General features: G+C 40.9%; 16 protein-coding genes. 8 read left to right on the forward strand and 8 right to left on the reverse strand.

The features are described from left to right. Positions 1-150: 150 nt before the first annotated feature. The 3 genes from AB5217_RS13765 to AB5217_RS13775 all read left to right on the forward strand — a co-directional run bounded on the left by AB5217_RS13765 (position 151) and on the right by AB5217_RS13775 (position 6,088). The gene (locus tag AB5217_RS13765; RefSeq protein ID WP_032843802.1) at positions 151-3,390 is read left to right on the forward strand and encodes a SusC/RagA family TonB-linked outer membrane protein; all 3,240 of its coding nucleotides are present in this window, start codon (positions 151-153) and stop codon (positions 3,388-3,390) included. A gap of 24 nt (positions 3,391-3,414) precedes the next feature. Further along, positions 3,415-5,439, forward strand: a complete 2,025-nt coding sequence (locus tag AB5217_RS13770; RefSeq protein WP_070782455.1) for a RagB/SusD family nutrient uptake outer membrane protein — start codon at positions 3,415-3,417, stop codon at positions 5,437-5,439. A 106-nt stretch (positions 5,440-5,545) separates the two neighbouring features. After that, the gene (locus AB5217_RS13775; RefSeq protein WP_004300877.1) at positions 5,546-6,088 is read left to right on the forward strand and encodes a beta-class carbonic anhydrase; all 543 of its coding nucleotides are present in this window, start codon (positions 5,546-5,548) and stop codon (positions 6,086-6,088) included. Between the two features lie 88 nt (positions 6,089-6,176). Here the strand turns inward: AB5217_RS13775 and AB5217_RS13780 are convergent, their stop codons facing one another. Next, positions 6,177-6,401 carry a hypothetical protein gene (locus AB5217_RS13780; RefSeq protein ID WP_004300876.1) on the reverse strand — a complete coding sequence of 75 codons (225 nt, stop codon included), beginning with the start codon at positions 6,399-6,401 and terminating at the stop codon, positions 6,177-6,179. A 122-nt stretch (positions 6,402-6,523) separates the two neighbouring features. Between AB5217_RS13780 and AB5217_RS13785 the strand changes: the two genes are divergently transcribed. Genes AB5217_RS13785 through AB5217_RS13805 form a run of 5 tightly spaced genes read left to right on the forward strand, consistent with a single transcriptional unit; the run spans position 6,524 to position 9,324 of the window. Continuing rightward, positions 6,524-7,060: a nitroreductase family protein gene (locus tag AB5217_RS13785; protein WP_117611224.1), complete on the forward strand. Its 537-nt coding sequence runs from the start codon at positions 6,524-6,526 to the stop codon at positions 7,058-7,060. Positions 7,061-7,062: 2 nt separating this feature from the next. After that, the gene (locus AB5217_RS13790; RefSeq protein WP_004311402.1) at positions 7,063-7,398 is read left to right on the forward strand and encodes a hypothetical protein; all 336 of its coding nucleotides are present in this window, start codon (positions 7,063-7,065) and stop codon (positions 7,396-7,398) included. Positions 7,399-7,405: 7 nt separating this feature from the next. Further along, positions 7,406-8,200 (forward strand): Rossmann-like and DUF2520 domain-containing protein, encoded by a 795-nt coding sequence (locus tag AB5217_RS13795; protein WP_004311403.1) that lies wholly within the window; start codon positions 7,406-7,408, stop codon positions 8,198-8,200. Next, positions 8,181-8,702: a KdsC family phosphatase gene (locus AB5217_RS13800; protein ID WP_004300872.1), complete on the forward strand. Its 522-nt coding sequence runs from the start codon at positions 8,181-8,183 to the stop codon at positions 8,700-8,702. The genes AB5217_RS13795 and AB5217_RS13800 overlap by 20 nt, the downstream gene beginning before the upstream one ends. Before the next feature lie 40 nt (positions 8,703-8,742). Next, positions 8,743-9,324: a Maf-like protein gene (locus AB5217_RS13805; RefSeq protein WP_154030537.1), complete on the forward strand. Its 582-nt coding sequence runs from the start codon at positions 8,743-8,745 to the stop codon at positions 9,322-9,324. Positions 9,325-9,507: 183 nt separating this feature from the next. On the opposite strand, the gene AB5217_RS13810 is transcribed toward AB5217_RS13805, so the two are convergent. From AB5217_RS13810 to AB5217_RS13840, 7 genes are all read right to left on the reverse strand, one after another. Beyond that, complete coding sequence (locus AB5217_RS13810) at positions 9,508-11,715, reverse strand: tetratricopeptide repeat protein (protein WP_004300870.1); 2,208 nt, start codon at positions 11,713-11,715, stop codon at positions 9,508-9,510. A gap of 7 nt (positions 11,716-11,722) precedes the next feature. Further along, the gene (locus AB5217_RS13815) at positions 11,723-12,907 is read right to left on the reverse strand and encodes a DUF418 domain-containing protein (RefSeq protein ID WP_004304398.1); all 1,185 of its coding nucleotides are present in this window, start codon (positions 12,905-12,907) and stop codon (positions 11,723-11,725) included. Positions 12,908-13,093: 186 nt separating this feature from the next. Beyond that, entirely contained in the window at positions 13,094-14,137 is a 1,044-nt protein-coding gene (locus AB5217_RS13820) for a porin (protein ID WP_032843799.1), read from the reverse strand. A gap of 24 nt (positions 14,138-14,161) precedes the next feature. Further along, the gene (locus tag AB5217_RS13825) at positions 14,162-15,139 is read right to left on the reverse strand and encodes an ABC transporter substrate-binding protein (RefSeq protein ID WP_195646996.1); all 978 of its coding nucleotides are present in this window, start codon (positions 15,137-15,139) and stop codon (positions 14,162-14,164) included. A 106-nt stretch (positions 15,140-15,245) separates the two neighbouring features. Beyond that, positions 15,246-16,505 carry a phosphoglycerate kinase gene (locus AB5217_RS13830; protein ID WP_004300866.1) on the reverse strand — a complete coding sequence of 420 codons (1,260 nt, stop codon included), beginning with the start codon at positions 16,503-16,505 and terminating at the stop codon, positions 15,246-15,248. A 93-nt stretch (positions 16,506-16,598) separates the two neighbouring features. Next, positions 16,599-17,276: an endonuclease III gene (gene nth, locus AB5217_RS13835; RefSeq protein ID WP_004300865.1), complete on the reverse strand. Its 678-nt coding sequence runs from the start codon at positions 17,274-17,276 to the stop codon at positions 16,599-16,601. Next, positions 17,273-18,472 (reverse strand): MFS transporter, encoded by a 1,200-nt coding sequence (locus AB5217_RS13840; RefSeq protein WP_004300864.1) that lies wholly within the window; start codon positions 18,470-18,472, stop codon positions 17,273-17,275. The genes nth and AB5217_RS13840 overlap by 4 nt, the downstream gene beginning before the upstream one ends. Positions 18,473-18,484: the final 12 nt, after the last annotated feature.

An 18,484-nucleotide genomic window follows, 5' to 3' on the forward strand; every position in this document is an offset into this window, starting at 1 on the left:
TTAGTGTTTCCGAACCGACTTTTGCCGGTTTTATTGTTTAACTTTTAATTTTTCGGTAAAAATTTACCGAAGTATTGTCTTTAATTAAGATTATAATCGAATAGTTTTTGCAAAACAACGAGAATTAATATTAACTTTAAATTAGAACGAATGAGATGTAATGCATTTGTTGAAGCATGGAAGAATCATCATAGACGCGCTTCCATGATTTTAGGGCTGTCTTTATTGTCTGCCCCTCTGTCATATTCTGTGTATGCAGAAGATGGAGTTTCTAATACTATGGTGCAAGTTGTCACACAAACGAAAACTGTGAAAGGAACTATCATTGATGAAAGCGGGGAGCCGTTGATTGGGGTTTCTATCGTTGTGAAAGGAACAAGTACAGGTACGATTACCGATTTTAACGGTAACTTCTCTATCAATCTTCCGGCGGGAAGAAAAGAACTGGTCATTTCTTATATCGGTTACAAAGAACAAACGGTGACTGTGACGGGCAACGGACCGGTCAATGTGAAAATGGTTTCGGACACACAGGCATTGGATGAAGTGGTTGTTGTGGGTTACGGTACGATGAAAAAACGCGATTTGACAGGAGCTATCACTTCTGTAAAAAGTGAAGATGTAGTGATGAATCCAAGTTCAAATCCGATGCAGGCTTTACAAGGTAAGGTGGCAGGATTGGATATTACGCGTGAATCGGGACAGGCCGGTTCGGGAGTAAAGATGCAGTTGCGTGGTAACCGGTCATTCCAGAAGGATTCCGGAAATCCTTTATTTATAATTGATGGTATGCCGGGGGATTATTCTACATTGAATCCGAATGATATTGAAAGCATTGAAGTTTTAAAAGATGCTTCTTCGACAGCTATTTATGGTTCAAGTGGTGCGAACGGTGTTATTTTAATTACTACTAAAGGTGGTAAGGAAGGCAAAGCAATTGTTAATTTTAATGCATACGTAGGTGTAAACGGCTGGTCAAGGACTCCGGAGATGCGTAGTGGAGAAAGTTATATACAAACCTTGAGAGATGCATCTGTTGGTGCTGGCGATGGACGTTGGAGCTCGGTTGCTGATGATAAAAATCTGTTTACTACTGATGCTGAATGGAATGCACATCAAAATGGCCAATATATAGATTGGGTGGATGCTTTGTTGAAAACCAGTGTAACACAGAATTATTCTGTTTCTGTGGCTGGTGGAACGGAAAATACAAAGGCATATTTTTCTCTGAACTTCTCTAATGAGGATGGGCAGTTTGCACAAGATAGTTATAAACTTTATTCATCTAAAATCCGGGTAGATCATAAGATTAAAAAGTGGATGAAGGTGGGCATTGATGCTCAACTGTCTTATGTACATCAAAATAAAGCTGATTCTGATTTACAGACTTTGATGGCGTCAAATCCTCTTGGATCGTTGTATAATGAAGATGGAAGCATCAATCCGCAACCTGTTGCCGATCCTTCATCTACAGTATATAATTATCTTTTAAATGAGGATAAAAGTTTGTACCGCAATCAGGCTCAAAACCTTAAGGTCTATTATAATCCTTACTTGGAAATCACTCCTCTTAAAGGACTGACTTTTATTACTCGTGCTGGTGCTAATTTGGGATATTCACGTAGTAACACTTTCACAGGAGAGGGGTCTGTTCAATGGTATAAGGCAAATCAAACGGCAGACGGCATTAAGGCGCAAGTTAAGGACAACCGTTCGTATAATTATAAGTGGGAAAATATACTTACTTACAATTTCCAGATTAAGAAAGTGCATGATATAACTCTTACTGCAGTTACATCGTGGAATCACAATCGTAGCGATGTCACTACTTTGTATCAAAAAGGTGTTTCTGATAATAAATTCTTATGGCATAATATTCTTGATGGTAATTCCGCAACTTCGGGAAGTACTTCTTATAGTATGTCTAAGGGGATGGGATATGTCGGCCGTTTGAACTATTCATATATGGGTAGGTATTTATTTGCTGCATCTGTCCGCCATGACGGCTCTTCCAGACTGGCAGAAGGTAATAAATGGGATACTTTCCCGGCTTTTTCTTTGGGATGGAGAATTTCTGATGAAAAATTTATGGAGAGTACGACTAACTGGTTGAGTAATCTGAAAATCCGCTTCGGATATGGTGTTACGGGTAGTACAGCGGGGATTGATCCGTATTCGTCTGCTGCATCATTGGATGCTACTGCTGTAAATATGATATTAGGAGGTGTTCTGACACCGATTTATAAATTCTCACAGAATATTCCGAACTATTTGCTTACATGGGAAAAGTCGTATAACACGAATATTGGTATTGACGCTGCATTCTTAAATAATCGCATTGATGTCAGTATGGAATATTATAATACAAAAACAAAAGATGTTATATGGAACAAGGCACTTCCTGTTATTAATGGAGCATTCTCCCCGGATGGCGGACCTAAAGCGAATTATACTACTAATTTAAATATGTGTGAGACTAGCAATAAAGGTTTTGAGTTGGCTCTTAATACACGTAATATTATAACAAAGAACTTTACCTGGAGTTCAAGTGTAACTTTCAATCATAATAAAGAGAAAATAACCAAATTGTCCGGTGGAGATTCAGATGTGCTTAATAATGGTGACACCGGTTATGCATTGGCATTGGGAGAAGCTATTAACTCTTATTATCATTATAAGTTGGATGGTGTATGGCAAAAAGGTGAGGAAACTGATGCGGCGGTATTTGGTGCTGCACCTGGTGATTTGAAAATCAATATACCTAATTTAGTAAAAGAATCTGATGGTAGATTCTATAAAATAGATGAAGAAACGGGTAGTGCTGCTGTGGATGAAAATGGTAATGTTATTTATTACACTTCTGATAATAAATATACTCCAAGTGATGCAGATTATCAAATTCTGGGTCACAACTCTCCGGATTGGTCTTTAGGATTCCAGAATAATTTTACCTGGAAGGATTTTGATTTAAGTGTGTTTGTTTATGCACGTTACGGACAGATGTTTGCTTATGATATGTTGACGTCTTATGACCCGAAGGGTATACGTAACTTCCCGACCTATTTCAATTATTGGACTGAAAACAACCCTTCAAATGATTTTCCTGCCGCCAATGCTAATAAAGGTCTCGAACAATATACGGGATATTACGCATTACGCTATGTAGACGGTTCGTTTATAAAGATTAAGAACATTACATTGGGATATAGTCTGCCGAAATCTATCTTAAAATCAGCCGGTATAGAGAAGTGTCGTTTCTATGCTACCATTACAAATCCGTTTGTATTTGCGAAAAGCCATTTGCTGAAAGACTATGATCCGGAAATGAATGGTTCTCTGAAGTACCCATTGACCAAACAATTTGTATTTGGTGTAAATGTTACATTCTAGTTTTTCACTAAAAAAAGTATTGAAATGAAAAGTACAATCTATAAAATAGCAGCGCTTACATTCGCTGTGGCTTCAATGTCTGCCTGCTCGCTTGATGAGTATAATCCAAGCCAAAAAACAGGAGATGAAATTCTTGCAACGTTCGATGGGCTTAAAGGATTACAGTCTTATTGTTATTCATCACTTTACGGGCAGTTATTCAGTGTCTATGATTTCTTGTCTGTGGCTGAAGGTGGTACGGACTGCTGGATAACTCCTGCCGGTAATCCGGATTATGCCAAGCAGGTGATTTATTATGATGGTTTAGCTACGAATACGAATGCTACAAATAAATTATTCGGTCAGGCTTATTCTATGATCGGTAATTGTAATGCAGTAGTAAACAGGGCTGAATTACTAACGGATGGCAATGAAAAAGATATAACGACTTTAGTGGCTGAAGCCCGCTGTCTTCGTGCGTTTTATTATTCCATATTGGTGAATACGTATGGAAATGTAACGTTAACATTGGAAGAATCGTCTCAAGATCCTATTTTGACTCCGCAGCGTAACTCTATTGAAGAACTATATACGCAGATAATTGATGATTTGAAATTTGCGGCCAATAATCTTGAAGATACTCCTTATGATAGTAATCGTGCGCGTGTGACTAAGAAAACCGCGTTAGGACTTTTGGCTCGCGTTTATGCTCAAGGTGGTGGCGAATATGGGCTGACAGAAGATGGAGTATCTTATTGGCAACGTGCTAAAGAAGTGGCAGAGGACATGATTTTAGCGTATGGTGACTGTTTGTATGATGATGTGGAAGATGTTTGGGCTCCGGCAAATAATCGAAATAATAAAGAAGCTTTATTTATTGCTGCCGGTCCGGATGCTACGAATTTGGAGAATTGGAATGCTGGAACACAATGTAATAATAACTTTACTTATATGTATCCAAAGCCAAATACTCTCACTATTTATCCTACTCCGGATAATCAGAATTATTGGTATGGACGTACCAATAATAATACGTTGGCACCTTCCAAATATTTGCTGGATTGTTTTGATGCTGATTATGATAAGCGGTGGGAAGTAACCTTTACTACGGCTTTTGTACAGTTTTCTGCCGTACAGTCAGGAGGTAGTTATTTATTTACTAATAAGAAGCAGACATTGGATGATGGTACAAAACCAAAAATTGGAACAAAACATGGCGTAAATGATAATATTAGTTCATTTACAATTCTTACTCAAAATATAATCGATACTTATGGATTGGATGCAAAATTCCATAATGAGTATATTTATCCTTATGGTGATTTGAATTATACATATTATGATGGAACTTGGGCGCCCAAAATGATAGCCAAGGTTTGGCCGAAAGGTGAAAATAGCGGTGATCCTTCCAAATTGCAGGAAGTGAAGAACCCCTATGTGATACCTTACCCTGTAGCTGAAGATGATGATAGAATCTGTTTCTACTTATCAAAGGAAAGACTTTCGGATGCGGAGAAAGCGAAACGTAGATATTATGTAATCAATATTGATGATTTGTTTGATAACGGACAATATCGTAAAACAGATATAAAAGTCACTAATGACAAAAATATGTACCCTGGTTTCAACAAATACAATTGGTTGTCGGAAGATTCATATAGTAGCAATTTGCAACGTAAGACAGGTGATGTGTTCATTATGCGTATGGCTGAAGTATATCTGATTGCAGCTGAAGCTAACCAACAATTAGGAAATGGCGGAAAAGCTGCTGAATATTTAAATGTACTGAAAAAGCGTGCCGCTCGCAATGATGCATCTTACAATGCTATGAAATTGAGTAATGCTACACAGAATGATGTTATGGACGAATATGCTCGTGAATTATGTGGAGAATATCAACGTTGGGTATTGATGAAGCGTCACAAAGATTCTTTCAAACAACGTCTTGCTGTTGGTAATCCTCGTGCAGCTGAAAATTTTGATGAAAACAAGCATTATTTGCGTCCGATTTCTTTTAACTTCTTGAGTCAGATTGATAATGCAGAAGAATATGGAAACAATGGGTATTAGTACTCTTACAGATTAAATTTAGATTAAAGAGGGGATATGTCGTGATGATATGTCCCTTTTTTCTATATCTTTGTGTAATCGAACAGAACTTTTAAAAAGCGGAACTATGTTAGAAGAAATTTTAGCTTACAACAAGCAATTTGTTGAGAACAAGGGATACGAATCGTATATTACCAATAAATATCCCGATAAGAAAATAGCTATTCTTTCCTGTATGGATACCCGACTGACTGCTTTGCTGCCAGCAGCATTAGGAATTAAGAATGGCGATGTGAAAATGATAAAAAATGCAGGTGGCGTTATTTCCCATCCTTTCGGTAGCGTGATACGTAGTTTACTTGTAGCTATTTTTGAGTTGGGGGTAGAGGAAATAATGGTGATTGCTCATTCTGACTGTGGAGCTTGCCACATGCACAGTGAAGTAATGCTCGAAAAAATGAAAGCACGCGGAATCAATCCGGATTATATTGATATGATGCGTTTCTGCGGAGTTGACTTTCATTCGTGGCTGGATGGTTTCGAAGATACAGAAAAGTCGGTGAGAGGAACGGTAGATTTTATTGTGCGTCATCCTTTGATCCCTTCAGATGTGACAGTCTACGGGTTTATTATTGATTCTACGACCGGAGAATTAACTCGGATTGTATAGATTATTAGATAGATAGGTAAATAGATAAACTTCTTTTTTAATCCCCTAAATATAGTGACGCTATCCTATCATGATAGTGACGCCATTTCTATTGTATAGTGTCGCTATGTCTGGAGGATAGTGACGCTATTTTGAAGACAAAAAAATAAGGCAGCTTTTTATCGGCTGCCTTTATCTTTCTGCGGTTATATACTTTCTTTGACTGGTGCACTCGTTTGTGACAAATAGGGTGCCCGTACATCTCAATTTCTGCCTCACGGCTAGCTTTACGATTCGCTTTAACGTAATCGTCCTGTGTAATTCGCTTTTTCATAATGAAATTATTTCTCTGTGCAAAGATACAATATATTCTTCATTTAGTATAAACTTTTATTTCCTATTACGCTCGGTTTGCATTATCTTTGCATACATTAATCAAATGAAACCGGAAATAATATGGAAAATTTCAGTGAATTGATAAAGAACCGTCGTAGTATGCGGAAGTTCTCCGATGAAGAATTGACACAAGATCAGGTCGTTACGTTGATGAAAGCTGCTTTGATGTCTCCTTCTTCCAAACGTAGTAATAGTTGGCAGTTTGTAGTGGTTGATGATAAAGAGGTATTGAAAGAATTGTCTCATTGCAAAGAACAGGCTTCTTCGTTCATTGCCGATGCAGCTTTGGCGATTGTTGTAATGGCCGATCCGTTGGCCAGCGATGTTTGGATTGAAGACGCTTCCATTGCTTCCATCATGATACAGTTGCAGGCTGAAGATCTTGGCTTGGGAAGTTGTTGGGTGCAGGTTCGCGAACGTTTCACTGCCACCGGAATGCCTTCCGATGAATTTGTCCATGGAATTTTGGATATTCCCTTGCAACTTCAGATTCTTTCTGTCATTGCTATCGGACATAAAGGGATGGAACGTAAACCTTTCAATGAAGAACATCTTCAATGGGAGAAAATTCATATTAACAAGTTCGGAGGAAAATAAGTATGGGAGCTGCTAAAGCGAATAATAGTAAAGATACCTATCTGGCTACTGCTGTTACCTTTATCGTTATCGGAGCACTTTATCTGATTGATAAACTGATTCATTTCTCTTCCATTGGACTGCCTTGGGTGATGAATAAGGACAATATGCTATTGTACGCCTCGATCTGTTTCCTTATTTTCAAACGCGATAAATCAATTGGTTTTGTGTTGCTTGGGCTTTGGCTAGTGATGAATATCGGTTTGGTCATGTCCTTATTGGGTTCGTTATCCGGATATCTGTTGCCATTGACACTGCTCATCATCGGAATCGTTTTATTCTGGTTTGCAAAACGATAAGAGAATAATGAAAAGAAGTATAGAAGATACACCGATCGTGTTTATCGGTGCAGGTAACTTGGCTACTAATCTGGCGAAAGCTCTTTATCGTAAAGGTTTCCGCATTGTACAGGTATATAGCCGGACTATGGAATCTGCCCGTACCTTAGCCGAGAAAGTAGAAGCTGAATATACAACAGATTTACAGGCAGTCTCCAAAGATGCAAAATTGTATATCGTATCGTTGAAAGATGATGCTTTAGTAGATTTGTTACCGCAGATAACAGAAGGAAAGCAAGCGTCTTTGTTGGTGCATACGGCAGGAAGCATTCCGATGAGCGTTTGGGAAGGGCATGCAGAACGTTACGGAGTATTTTATCCGATGCAGACATTCAGCAAACAACGTGAAGTTAAATTTCAGGAAGTGCCTTTCTTTGTTGAAGCGAAAAGGCCGGAAGACGTGGAATTGTTGAAGGCTGTTGCCGCCACACTTTCGGAAAAGGTCTACGAGGCTTCTTCCGAGCAACGTAAGAGCCTTCATTTGGCTGCTGTTTTTATCTGTAACTTCACCAATCACATGTATGCATTAGCAGCTGATTTGCTTGAAAAATACAACTTGCCTTTCGATGTCATGCTTCCGCTGATAGATGAAACAGCACGTAAAGTCCACGAATTGGCGCCACGTGATGCACAGACCGGACCCGCTGTTCGTTACGATGAGAATGTGATGAGTAATCATCTTGCCATGTTGGTAGATTCTCCGGCATTGCAGGAAATATATAAACTAATGAGCAAAAGTATCCATGAGCACCATCAATTATGATTTATCCCGTATCAAGGCTTTAGCTTTTGATGTAGACGGAGTATTGAGTTCGACAACCGTACCTTTGCATCCTTCCGGAGAACCGATGCGCACGGTGAATATCAAAGATGGGTACGCCATCCAGTTGGCTGTGAAAAAAGGACTTCACATAGCTATCATCACCGGTGGCCGGACAGAAGCGGTACGTATCCGTTTTGAGGGACTGGGAGTGAAGGATTTATACATGGGTTCTGCTGTGAAGATACATGATTATCGTGCTTTTCGTGATAAGTACGGATTGACCGATGATGAAATTCTATATATGGGTGATGACGTGCCGGATATTGAAGTGATGTGTGAGTGCGGACTGCCATGCTGCCCGAAAGATGCCGTGCCGGAAGTGAAATCCGTTGCAAAGTATATTTCTTATGCAGACGGTGGTCGTGGATGCGGACGTGATGTAGTGGAGCAGGTGCTGAAAGCTCACGGTCTATGGATGGTGGAAGACGCCTTCGGTTGGTAACTTAATCATAAATAATCGTTGTTTAATAACGAATAAAACCATGCTTGATAACTTAAAGAAATATCAGATTATATTAGCTTCCAATTCTCCCCGTCGGAAAGAACTGATGTCGGGACTAGGAGTAGACTATGTAGTCAGAACATTGCCGGATGTAGACGAGTCATACCCGGATACATTGGTAGGTGCTGAAATACCTGAATATATTGCCCGTGAAAAGGCGGATGCCTACCGTACCATGATGAAGCCGGGAGAATTATTGATTACGGCAGATACCATAGTCTGGTTAGATGGGAAAGTACTTGGGAAACCGGAGGGTAGGGAAGGAGCCATTGAAATGCTTCGCGCTCTCTCGGGAAAATCTCATCAGGTTTTCACAGGGGTTTGCCTAACTACTACTGAGTGGCAAAAAAGCTTTACCGCTTCCTCCGAAGTGCTGTTTGATGTCTTGTCGGAAGATGAAATCCTGTATTACGTAGATCGTTATCAGCCAATGGATAAGGCAGGAGCTTATGGCGTTCAGGAGTGGATCGGGTATATCGGGGTTAAATCAATTTCCGGTAGTTTCTATAATATTATGGGGCTTCCCATACAGAAACTGTACGGAGAGTTGAAAAAGCTGTAGTAAGTATCTTGAATATATCTGAATATATCAGTGTAATAAACTTATTGATTACATGAAATACATAAGATATACTTAGTCCAATAATGCACAAAGGCTACCTCAAAATAGAAAATGAGGCAGCCTTTTTCTGTATTTTTAAGCAGGAACATTTACTGAATATCCCAAACTGAAAGATGTGGAAGACTATAATAAATCCAACATCAGAGGAATATCTTCTTCCCGAATTCCTTGTGTGAGAAGAGCTTCTTCATCTTTATGGAACATTTCCAGGAATCGTTCCCGGTTTCCACTAGCCGTAATGGCTTTTCCATAGAAAACGGACGCTTTCTGAATATCTCCCATCACCCAGGCAACATGTCCTGCATTCATATAGTCAATAGCCAGAGGCTTTTGTTCTATTATTTTTTCATAATACTTCATCGCCTGTTCATGTTTCTGGCTGATAAATGAACACCATCCGATACCACGCCATGCCTTAATACAGTTGTTCTCGATGAAATCCAGTTTGAAGAAATAATTCAGTGCTTCTTCATATTGCCCCAATTCGGCCAGACAGCTACCGATATGGAAAGTCACATTGGTATCTTCCGGAGCAGCTTCTTCTACCTTCTTATAATAGGTGATTGCTACCTGGTAATTTCTGTTCAACCGATAACAAATAGCCAGATGGCGATTGTTCCAGATATTATCCGGTTTCAACGTGTCTGCTTTCAGGTAAGCCTGGATAGCTTCTGCATATTTCTTTCTTTTCTGCAATGCATAGCCAAACTTCTGGTAATATTCAGCACTCTCTCCTTCGAATCCGCCAATCGTTTCCAACTCTTCATAAATTTCAATAGCCTCGTCCCAACGTTCCTTTGACAGGTAGAAATCGGCAATGGGGAATAATACATCTTCCCAGTGCAATATATTGTCGAGTGCAGGGACATGATGAAGATCGAGCTTCTCTTTAAAAATATCTCTGAATTCACTCTTGCGCACACTAAGTTTGAAGAAACGATACAAATCGTGCAGGTACTGGTTGCTGACCGTTCCCGGACGTTCATTGAATTTCTTCATCGTCTCAACATTCGATTTCTCCGCCAATTCTGCAACCTGTTGTTCATTCAGTTGGCTCAACATCATATCCTGTTGTGACTGTGGCAATTGATGGATCGTGAAAAAGAGAGAGTACTTATCACTGTTACTGAAGAATCCCGATTGAAGAATTAAATCCAGTAGACTGCCTCCCTGATTTCCTGCCTGCTTCATTGCCTTGAGCACATTAGACTGTTGCTTGCTGAATGGATAAAACCAGTTATGCACCTCGCGGAAGAACGGATAGTTTTTCAAAGCCGCAAAAGTACTCATATATACATCTGCACCCTCCAACTGCAATTCGTTCATTTCACGCAATTTATCCCCCAGTCCGGATTTCTCGAATGCATCTTCCCAATCCGGATTCATGTCGTTGTTCTCTTCATCGCTTTCTTCAAAGCCGAACCGCATATTTTTCATGGAGGAAACATTCTTCAGCATTTCGGGAATAATCTCCTCCCTCATTTTTTTGTCAATCTTTTCCGTTTCCTGACATAATAGCATTTGGCGGTAAATGCGAGCGACATCTTCTCTGAATGAAGGAATTTCTTCCATGAGATCCACCCTTTTTATCAGTTCCGGATAGAAAGTAAGGCGGCTTCTGTAAATGTGGAAAATAATCATCGCACCAACCAATGCCCGTTGGCTGACGTTGACGTTGGGATGCTCGTAAGCATCAAGCAACCACATTATTTTTCGTAAGTCGAAACATTCCATCAAGCTCAATGTGAGGGCACTGACAAATAAGCATAAGTCGTCTCCCGGAAGTAATTCCGAGGCAAGCATGGCTTTTGCATCTTCCTCGTCTTCGGGAGTCCAGGCACTGTTTGTCCATGTTCTGATAAACATAAACTTGAGCGTGTCCTCATGCCGCTTTAATACTTCATCCATCTTTTCGTCAGACAGTAATCCGCTGACTGCCAAGTCGTCATTAAAAGACTCCAGTATGTGTAATATGGTTTTAAGACCATAGTTTGACAAATCTGGCGATTTGGGAGTACGTCGTACTTCATGATAGTATCTTGATGAAGCGTTATCCAATATGAGCAAACGTGATTGGTCGGCAATTCCCCACGTGTCTGATACCATTTTCTGATACAGATTCCATCGTTCAGGGTCATTTGCTCCCTGTTTCATGTATTCCAGCATATATTTGTAGGAAGTCTGCAATTGTTCCAGGCGAGTGCGTAGATCCCAGTCAGGACACTGCCACAGCAGAGATTCCAACTGCATCAGAGCTTCCTTGAGCCTTTTCTCTTCAAGTAAGGTACGTATATATGCGTATTGTTCATTAATCGTTTTTTCGTTCATCATTATTTAATTATTTATTTTTTCCAATCCAGGTCAAACGTTTCCAGAGACCCTCAAAAGGACCATGTTTATGGTGTCGGAGCCACCACGAACAGAATACCATTTGTAATAGAACAAAAAGGATGCCAAAAAGGAAGCTATAGGTGATTCCTAAATATCGTCCCAATTCGAATCCCCAATGATAGAACAAAAGAGAACCGAAAATGGATTGCCCGAGATAATTCGTTAAACTCATTTTACCATAAGATGTGAAACGCATAAAGAAACTGCGGTCTTTCACACGGTAGAAAGTCAACAGTAATCCTGTCACCAGTAATACCATGAAACTAAGGCTGCTGAATGAACTTAATATCAACTGTAGAGGAACAAGGACGGCACTCCGTTCGATGAATTCCGGCAACATATTGTTCAATCCGTAGATGGGGAAGAAGCAGAGAAGCGAAATGGCTAATGCTTTTAACCACAAGCGTTCGTTCTGTTCGCTATACAGGAAATATTTGCGGCGGCCAACCAGCATTCCGAATAGGAATAATCCCGGTGTTTGTAAGATACGTCCATGTTCCAAAGCCCAGGTCATGTTAGCCATTTGTCCTTCCCACATATTCATGCGGACTGTTTCAAGGAAGTTGCCATGTTTTTGTACGTCGAAAGCGATGCTGAAATAATAACCTGCCAAACTTTTACCTGCCACATAGTCAGGATTGCACAAGGCATAGATCAGTTTTGCCCAGTCGATAGGTTGAAGGATTAATAAAGTAGCAAAGATGGCAACTGTACGGTCACTCATCCGGCAGAATATCGGCAGGATAATTCCTAAAATCGCATACATGGTTAATATTTCGCCGGTAAAGAAAGCGGCATTGAATTGTCCTATAATGAATAGGATGAATAATCTCCATAAAAAACGCAGGCGGAAATCTTTCCCTCTCCGTTGTTGGTTATTGTCCTGAATATAGAAACTGAAACCGAAGAGCAAAGCAAATACAGCGTATGCTTTATTACTGAATGTGAAGAATAATCCTCTCCAGATAGCCTGATCGGTAAATTTCATCCATTCAAAAGGGACTTCTTCCGGGAAAGAATAGAAATTAAAGTGTTCGATGCTGTGCAAGAGGATGATCCCCATTACTGCCAATCCTCTTAATACGTCGGCCACGTCTATTCGGGCGTTGGTTTCGGCGATTTTGTGTTCCATGATTTTTGTTCTGTTATTAATAAGGTTTATATTTTATAATTATTTGATTCGGCTGCTTCAACTCTACTGCTTTAATCCTATTGTTAAGGTACTACTTACTATAGCCTTGATACTTTACCTTGGAACTTAACCCTGATGCTTCGGCTCTAATACTTAATACCTAATACTTAAATTTAGTCCTTGAATTTAAAACCTCACTTGTACCTGTGCCTGTATCAGATTGGAATCTTTTTGTCCATCTCCTTTCTTATTACAAAAGGTGTATTGTGCCTGTAACCGGCATCTGGGATAAAACCAGTATTGTACGCCTGCAATATAGTTATTTTGTTTGAAATCTGCACTCTTGTTCGGGTTGAAATAATCGTACGAAGCGATGAAATCGAAATTCCGGGCAAAACGCACGCTTCCTGTTGCATAGAAACCTTCGCTTTTCACACTCCGGTCTTTTCCGGCAAGATATTCCGTACGCAGATTAAAAGTGGAAGTGGTGACAACCCCTCCTGCACTCCAGCGTCTCTTAGCGTAATTTTCTCCTACTTTGATTCCGGTATATTCAGAGTCAGCTATGGCGTGTCCTGTTCCGCGGATAAACGAACCACCTACGGACAACCATTTCAGCGGATTAACCATCAGATTACCGACCACATCTTTTTGACTGTTTTTGTCTTTGGTATTCAGTCCCTGTCCGTTCATTACAGCTACTTTATATTGTAGGAAGTCACGAAATAATTTCCCGTGAAGCATCATACCTATATCCCGTCCGGAAGTCATTCCGTAACATTTATCGCTGCCGCTTACTCCTGCCAGATAGCAGACAGATTGTGAATAGCAATTGATAAGTTCTACTGTAGTAGGAGACAATTCGTTTTCTATGGTATAAGGAACCTTGAATTCACCGATACGTGCCGTAAGTCCGGGGAGAAACTGATAATCGGTATACACTTCGAGTAACATGCCCCCGTTGTAGAAGTCGTACATAAAATCACAAGTCCACCGTTTGGTGATCTTTCCGTGTGCCATGAAAATGATTCGTTTGATGTCGAATGTGTTATCCGGATTCGCTGCATCGTCATAAGTGTATCCCAGTTGGGCATATCCGGAGAGACTAATCCGTTCTTTCAGTGTGTTGACAACTTGATTTAATGGTGTCTGCTCCTGTGCCAGGAGAGGATTTTGCATACTTGTAATGCATAATACAAAGGTTAAGAGTTGGAGTAGTGTTTTTCGCATGAGTTAGTTGTTATTTGATTTTGATTATGGTTGATACTGTATTATGGTTGATACTGTGGGAATAAATGTAGTGTCAATCAGATTCTTTTCAGAGTAGGTTTGGGGTATTCGGTGGTTTTCTTTCAACCAGTGTATAGCCTTGTCTATCGCTTCAGCGGAGGGGCGTTTTGCTTTTTGATAATTGGGGAGGGCGACGAGTCCTGTCAGATTTTCGGACACACCTATTTCTATCAATACTTGCTCCCATTCTTTCTGCGGGTGCATTTTTATGTAATCTACTCCCAGGTTATATCCTGTGATGAGTAGCTCGATTTCTTCTCTCTTCTCGTTGAGCGCTTTTCGTGAAAAAGCGGTAGCGGTGAAATCGATACCCAACTCTTGCGTACTTACCAATGAACGATGTTTACTGTTCATGGCGATGGATGCGGCAGGGTCGGGTAGGAAAGAGGCATCAATTTGATTGTACTGCAACATTTGCAGACGGAGAGGAAGCTGGCCGATTTCCGGCATGTTTATTTCCGTATGCTTGATTCCGGCTTTGCTTAATAGCTGGTCGGTGGCATATTCGATAACTGTGTTGCGCGACACGGCGATATTCTTTTCCTTGAGCTGTTCCAGTTGGTTGATGTTACTTTCTTTGGAGACAATGAAGCAGAAATAACCATCATTCTTCAGGATGAATCCTAAATCAGTATGATGAATAGCTTGTAATGCTACCGCACTGGGATAGTCAGTAATCATGCCATCTATTTTCCGGGTTTGGAAAGCAGCGTCCCGGTCGTTGGCAGAGTTGAATGAAAGAATGGTCAAATCCAGTCCTAATGAGTCGTAAATGCCTTGCGTTTTGGCTATATGAAAAGGAAGTCCGTCCAGTGTAGGCATCATGCCCAGGGTAAGTGGTTGCAGTTCGGTTAGAGGTAAAAAAGAGCTGTCTCCTTTCTTACTCTGACAAGAGTAAAGGAAGAAAAGGATGAACCAAAAGAATAGTATCGGTCTTTTCATACCTCGTTTTTATAAATAAGAGGAATTCTGTTTTTATAAATAAGGGCAACTCTTTTCACAAAGAACTGCCCTTCTAATAATTAACTATGTGATTTTAACAATTATCTTATTCTTGAATAGCAGCGATACCCGGAAGAACTTTTCCTTCGATTGCTTCGAGCAATGCGCCACCACCAGTTGAAACATAAGATACACCGCTAGCCAAACCAAACTTGTTAACACAAGCTACAGAGTCGCCACCACCCACAAGTGAGAATGCGCCGTTCTTAGTTGCTTCAACGATTGCTTCACCTACTGCACGTGAGCCGTGAGTGAAGTTGTCGAATTCGAATACGCCTGTAGGACCGTTCCAAAGAATAGTCTTAGATTCTTTGATAACGTTAGCGAAGATTTCTTCAGTCTTAGGACCGATATCAAGACCTTCCCATCCGTCAGGAATTTCGTCAACAGCACAGAATTTAGTATTTGCATCGTTAGAGAATGCGTCAGCAATCTTAGCGTCAACAGCCAATACCAGGTTTACACCTTTTTCTTTTGCTTTTTTCATCAAATCCAAAGCCAGGTCAAGTTTGTCGTCCTCACAGATAGAGATACCGATTTTGCCGCCCATAGCTTTAGTAAATGTATAAGTCATACCACCGGCGATAATCAGGTTGTCTACCTTGCTCAACAGGTTTTCGATGATTTCGATTTTAGAAGAAACTTTAGAACCGCCCATGATAGCAGTGAACGGACGTTTGATATCGTTCAATACTTTATCAACAGCTTTCACTTCTTTTTCCATCAAGTAACCGAACATCTTGTTGTTTACATCGAAATATTTAGCGATCAATGCTGTAGAAGCGTGTGCACGGTGAGCAGTACCGAATGCGTCGTTTACGTAGCAGTCAGCGTAAGAAGCCAATTTCTTGGTAAATTCTTTCTGGCTTTCTTTTACTGCTTTCTTAGCAGCAGCTTTTTCTTCGTCAGTTGCATCTTCTGCCAAACCTCTTGGTTTACCTTCTTCTTCAGCGTAGAAACGAAGGTTTTCGAGCAACAGCACTTCTCCCGGTTGCAGAGCAGCAGCTTTTACAGCAGCTTCTTCGCCCATGCAGTCGTTAGCGAACTGAACTTCAACGCCCAGCAATTCAGACAGATGCTTGATGATATGTTTCAAAGAGAATTTATCGGCAACGCCTTTCGGACGGCCCAGGTGAGAGCCAATGATGATGCTTCCGCCGTCTGCCAGAATCTTCTTCAAAGTAGGAAGAGCTGCACGCATACGAGTGTCATCTGTAATGTTGAAGTTTTCGTCCAGGGGTACATTGAAGTCCACGCGAACAAATGCCTTTTTACCGGCAAAATTGAATTTGTCAATTGTCTGCATAATACTCTATTTTTATTTAAAAGTGTTTTTAAAATTCTTCTTTTAGAACGACCGCAAAGTTACTATTTATTTCGGTTCCTTGCTATTAAATCGTTATTTATTCTTGGCTTTTGGTTCCTCTTTTGTAACTTTATAGGTGTTACAGAAATATTTGCACATCATTTGCAAACCACAGGTGTCACATTTGGGAGTACGTGCCTGACAAACGTAACGGCCGTGCAGGATGAGCCAGTGATGGGCAATCGGTATGAGCTTTTCCGGAATATTCTTCACCAGTTCTTTTTCCACGCTGAACGGGGTGGTGCAACTGTCCGGTACCAGTCCGATACGGTGGCTGACACGGAACACGTGTGTATCTACCGCCATTGCCGCTTTTTTGAATACAACCGACTGGATCACATTGGCAGTCTTTCTTCCTACACCGGGCAACTTTATCAGATCTTCCAGATTATCCGGCACCTCGCTATTGAAGTCATTCACCAGCATCTTTGCCATACCGACCAGATGTTTGGCTTTGTTGTTGGGATAAGACACGCTTCGTATATATTCGAAAATCACTTCCGGCGTAGTGGCAGCCAGTGCTTCCGGAGTCGGAAAATCTTTATACAAAGGAGGAGTGATGATATTCACCCGTTTGTCCGTACATTGTGCAGAAAGAATAACAGCGATCAGCAACTCATACGGATTGTTGTAATGCAGTTCGGTTTCGGCTACAGGTATGTTGTCCTGAAACCAGGCGATTACTTTCTCATAACGTTCTTTCTTTCTCATCGTAGCTTGTTTTTATGGTAATGAGGCGTCACTTTTAGTCTGAAATAGAGGGCGGAAACTACCGTCAGGCAGGCTCCGAAAAGATAGGCCTTATCAAATGTACTTATTTCTGCGATATATCCTCCCGTCAGCATACCGATACCGATTCCTACATCCCAGGAAGTGAGGTAGGTGGAAGTCGCTGTTCCCCGCTGACTGTTGGGGGCGAGGTTGACAAACAGCGTGTTAAATGCCGGAAACATAATTCCAAACCCGACACCCATTAATAATGCGATGCCAAAAAACAGTAGGGTACAGGCTGTATCATTCCATTGAATCAGATATACACAAGTTGAAAGCAGGAAGAAGCTGAAAACAACCAGGTATAATCCGGCAGCTATTACTTGCGTTATTTTTCCGCGATCCACCAGTTTTCCTGAAAAGATACGCGAGATGGCCATACCGACTGCCATAAAGGTGAAGAAGAATCCGGTTTGTGTGTTCAATCCTATTTGGCGGGCGTACATGGCAACATAGTTGGTCGTCATTCCGTAAGGGATGGAAAGTAACAGCAGACTAAGTCCGGCAGGCAGTCCTTTCATCAGGATAAAGCGGTCGAGCGAGATCGGTTCCCGTTTCACAGGAGGCTTGTAGGGCGTTTTAACCAGACTTGCGCATAGAAAACCTAAAATACAGGAACCGAATGCATAGCAGAATATCGTAGCAAAAGAAACTCCCGCATCATGCAGAAACAGTCCGAACATCGGTCCGATGGACATGGCTGTGTTGTTGGTAAGCCCGTAATAACCTAAGCCTTCCCCTCGCCGAGAAGAGGGCATAATGTCTATTACTACCGTGTTTCCGCCTACTGTGACCATTCCGAAAGAGACGCCATGAATGATTCGGAATATAATAAATAAGGTAAGGGAACCGGCAATTAAATATCCGCCGAACATCATCATAAAGATGAAGTAAGCAAACAGATAAAGAGGTTTTCGGGCAAACGTGTCGAGCAGATAACCGGAAAATGGACGGATACAGAGAGCTGCCACCGTGTAGCAGGAGAGGACAATGCCGATAGTGGAATTTCCAGCCTGGAAGAATTCGGATAAATAGAACGGCAAAACAGGAATCAGCAACCAGAAACCGAAGTATAGCAGGAAGTTGGCTGCCAAGATGAAACAATAACTGGGAGTAATGAGTCTATCCTTTGCCATAATGAATGATCG

This window comes from Bacteroides sp. MSSM.1001136sp1_RTP21357st2_D2_RTP21359_211015 (assembly GCF_040913205.1).
GTDB classification, from domain to species: Bacteria; Bacteroidota; Bacteroidia; order Bacteroidales; family Bacteroidaceae; genus Bacteroides; species Bacteroides ovatus.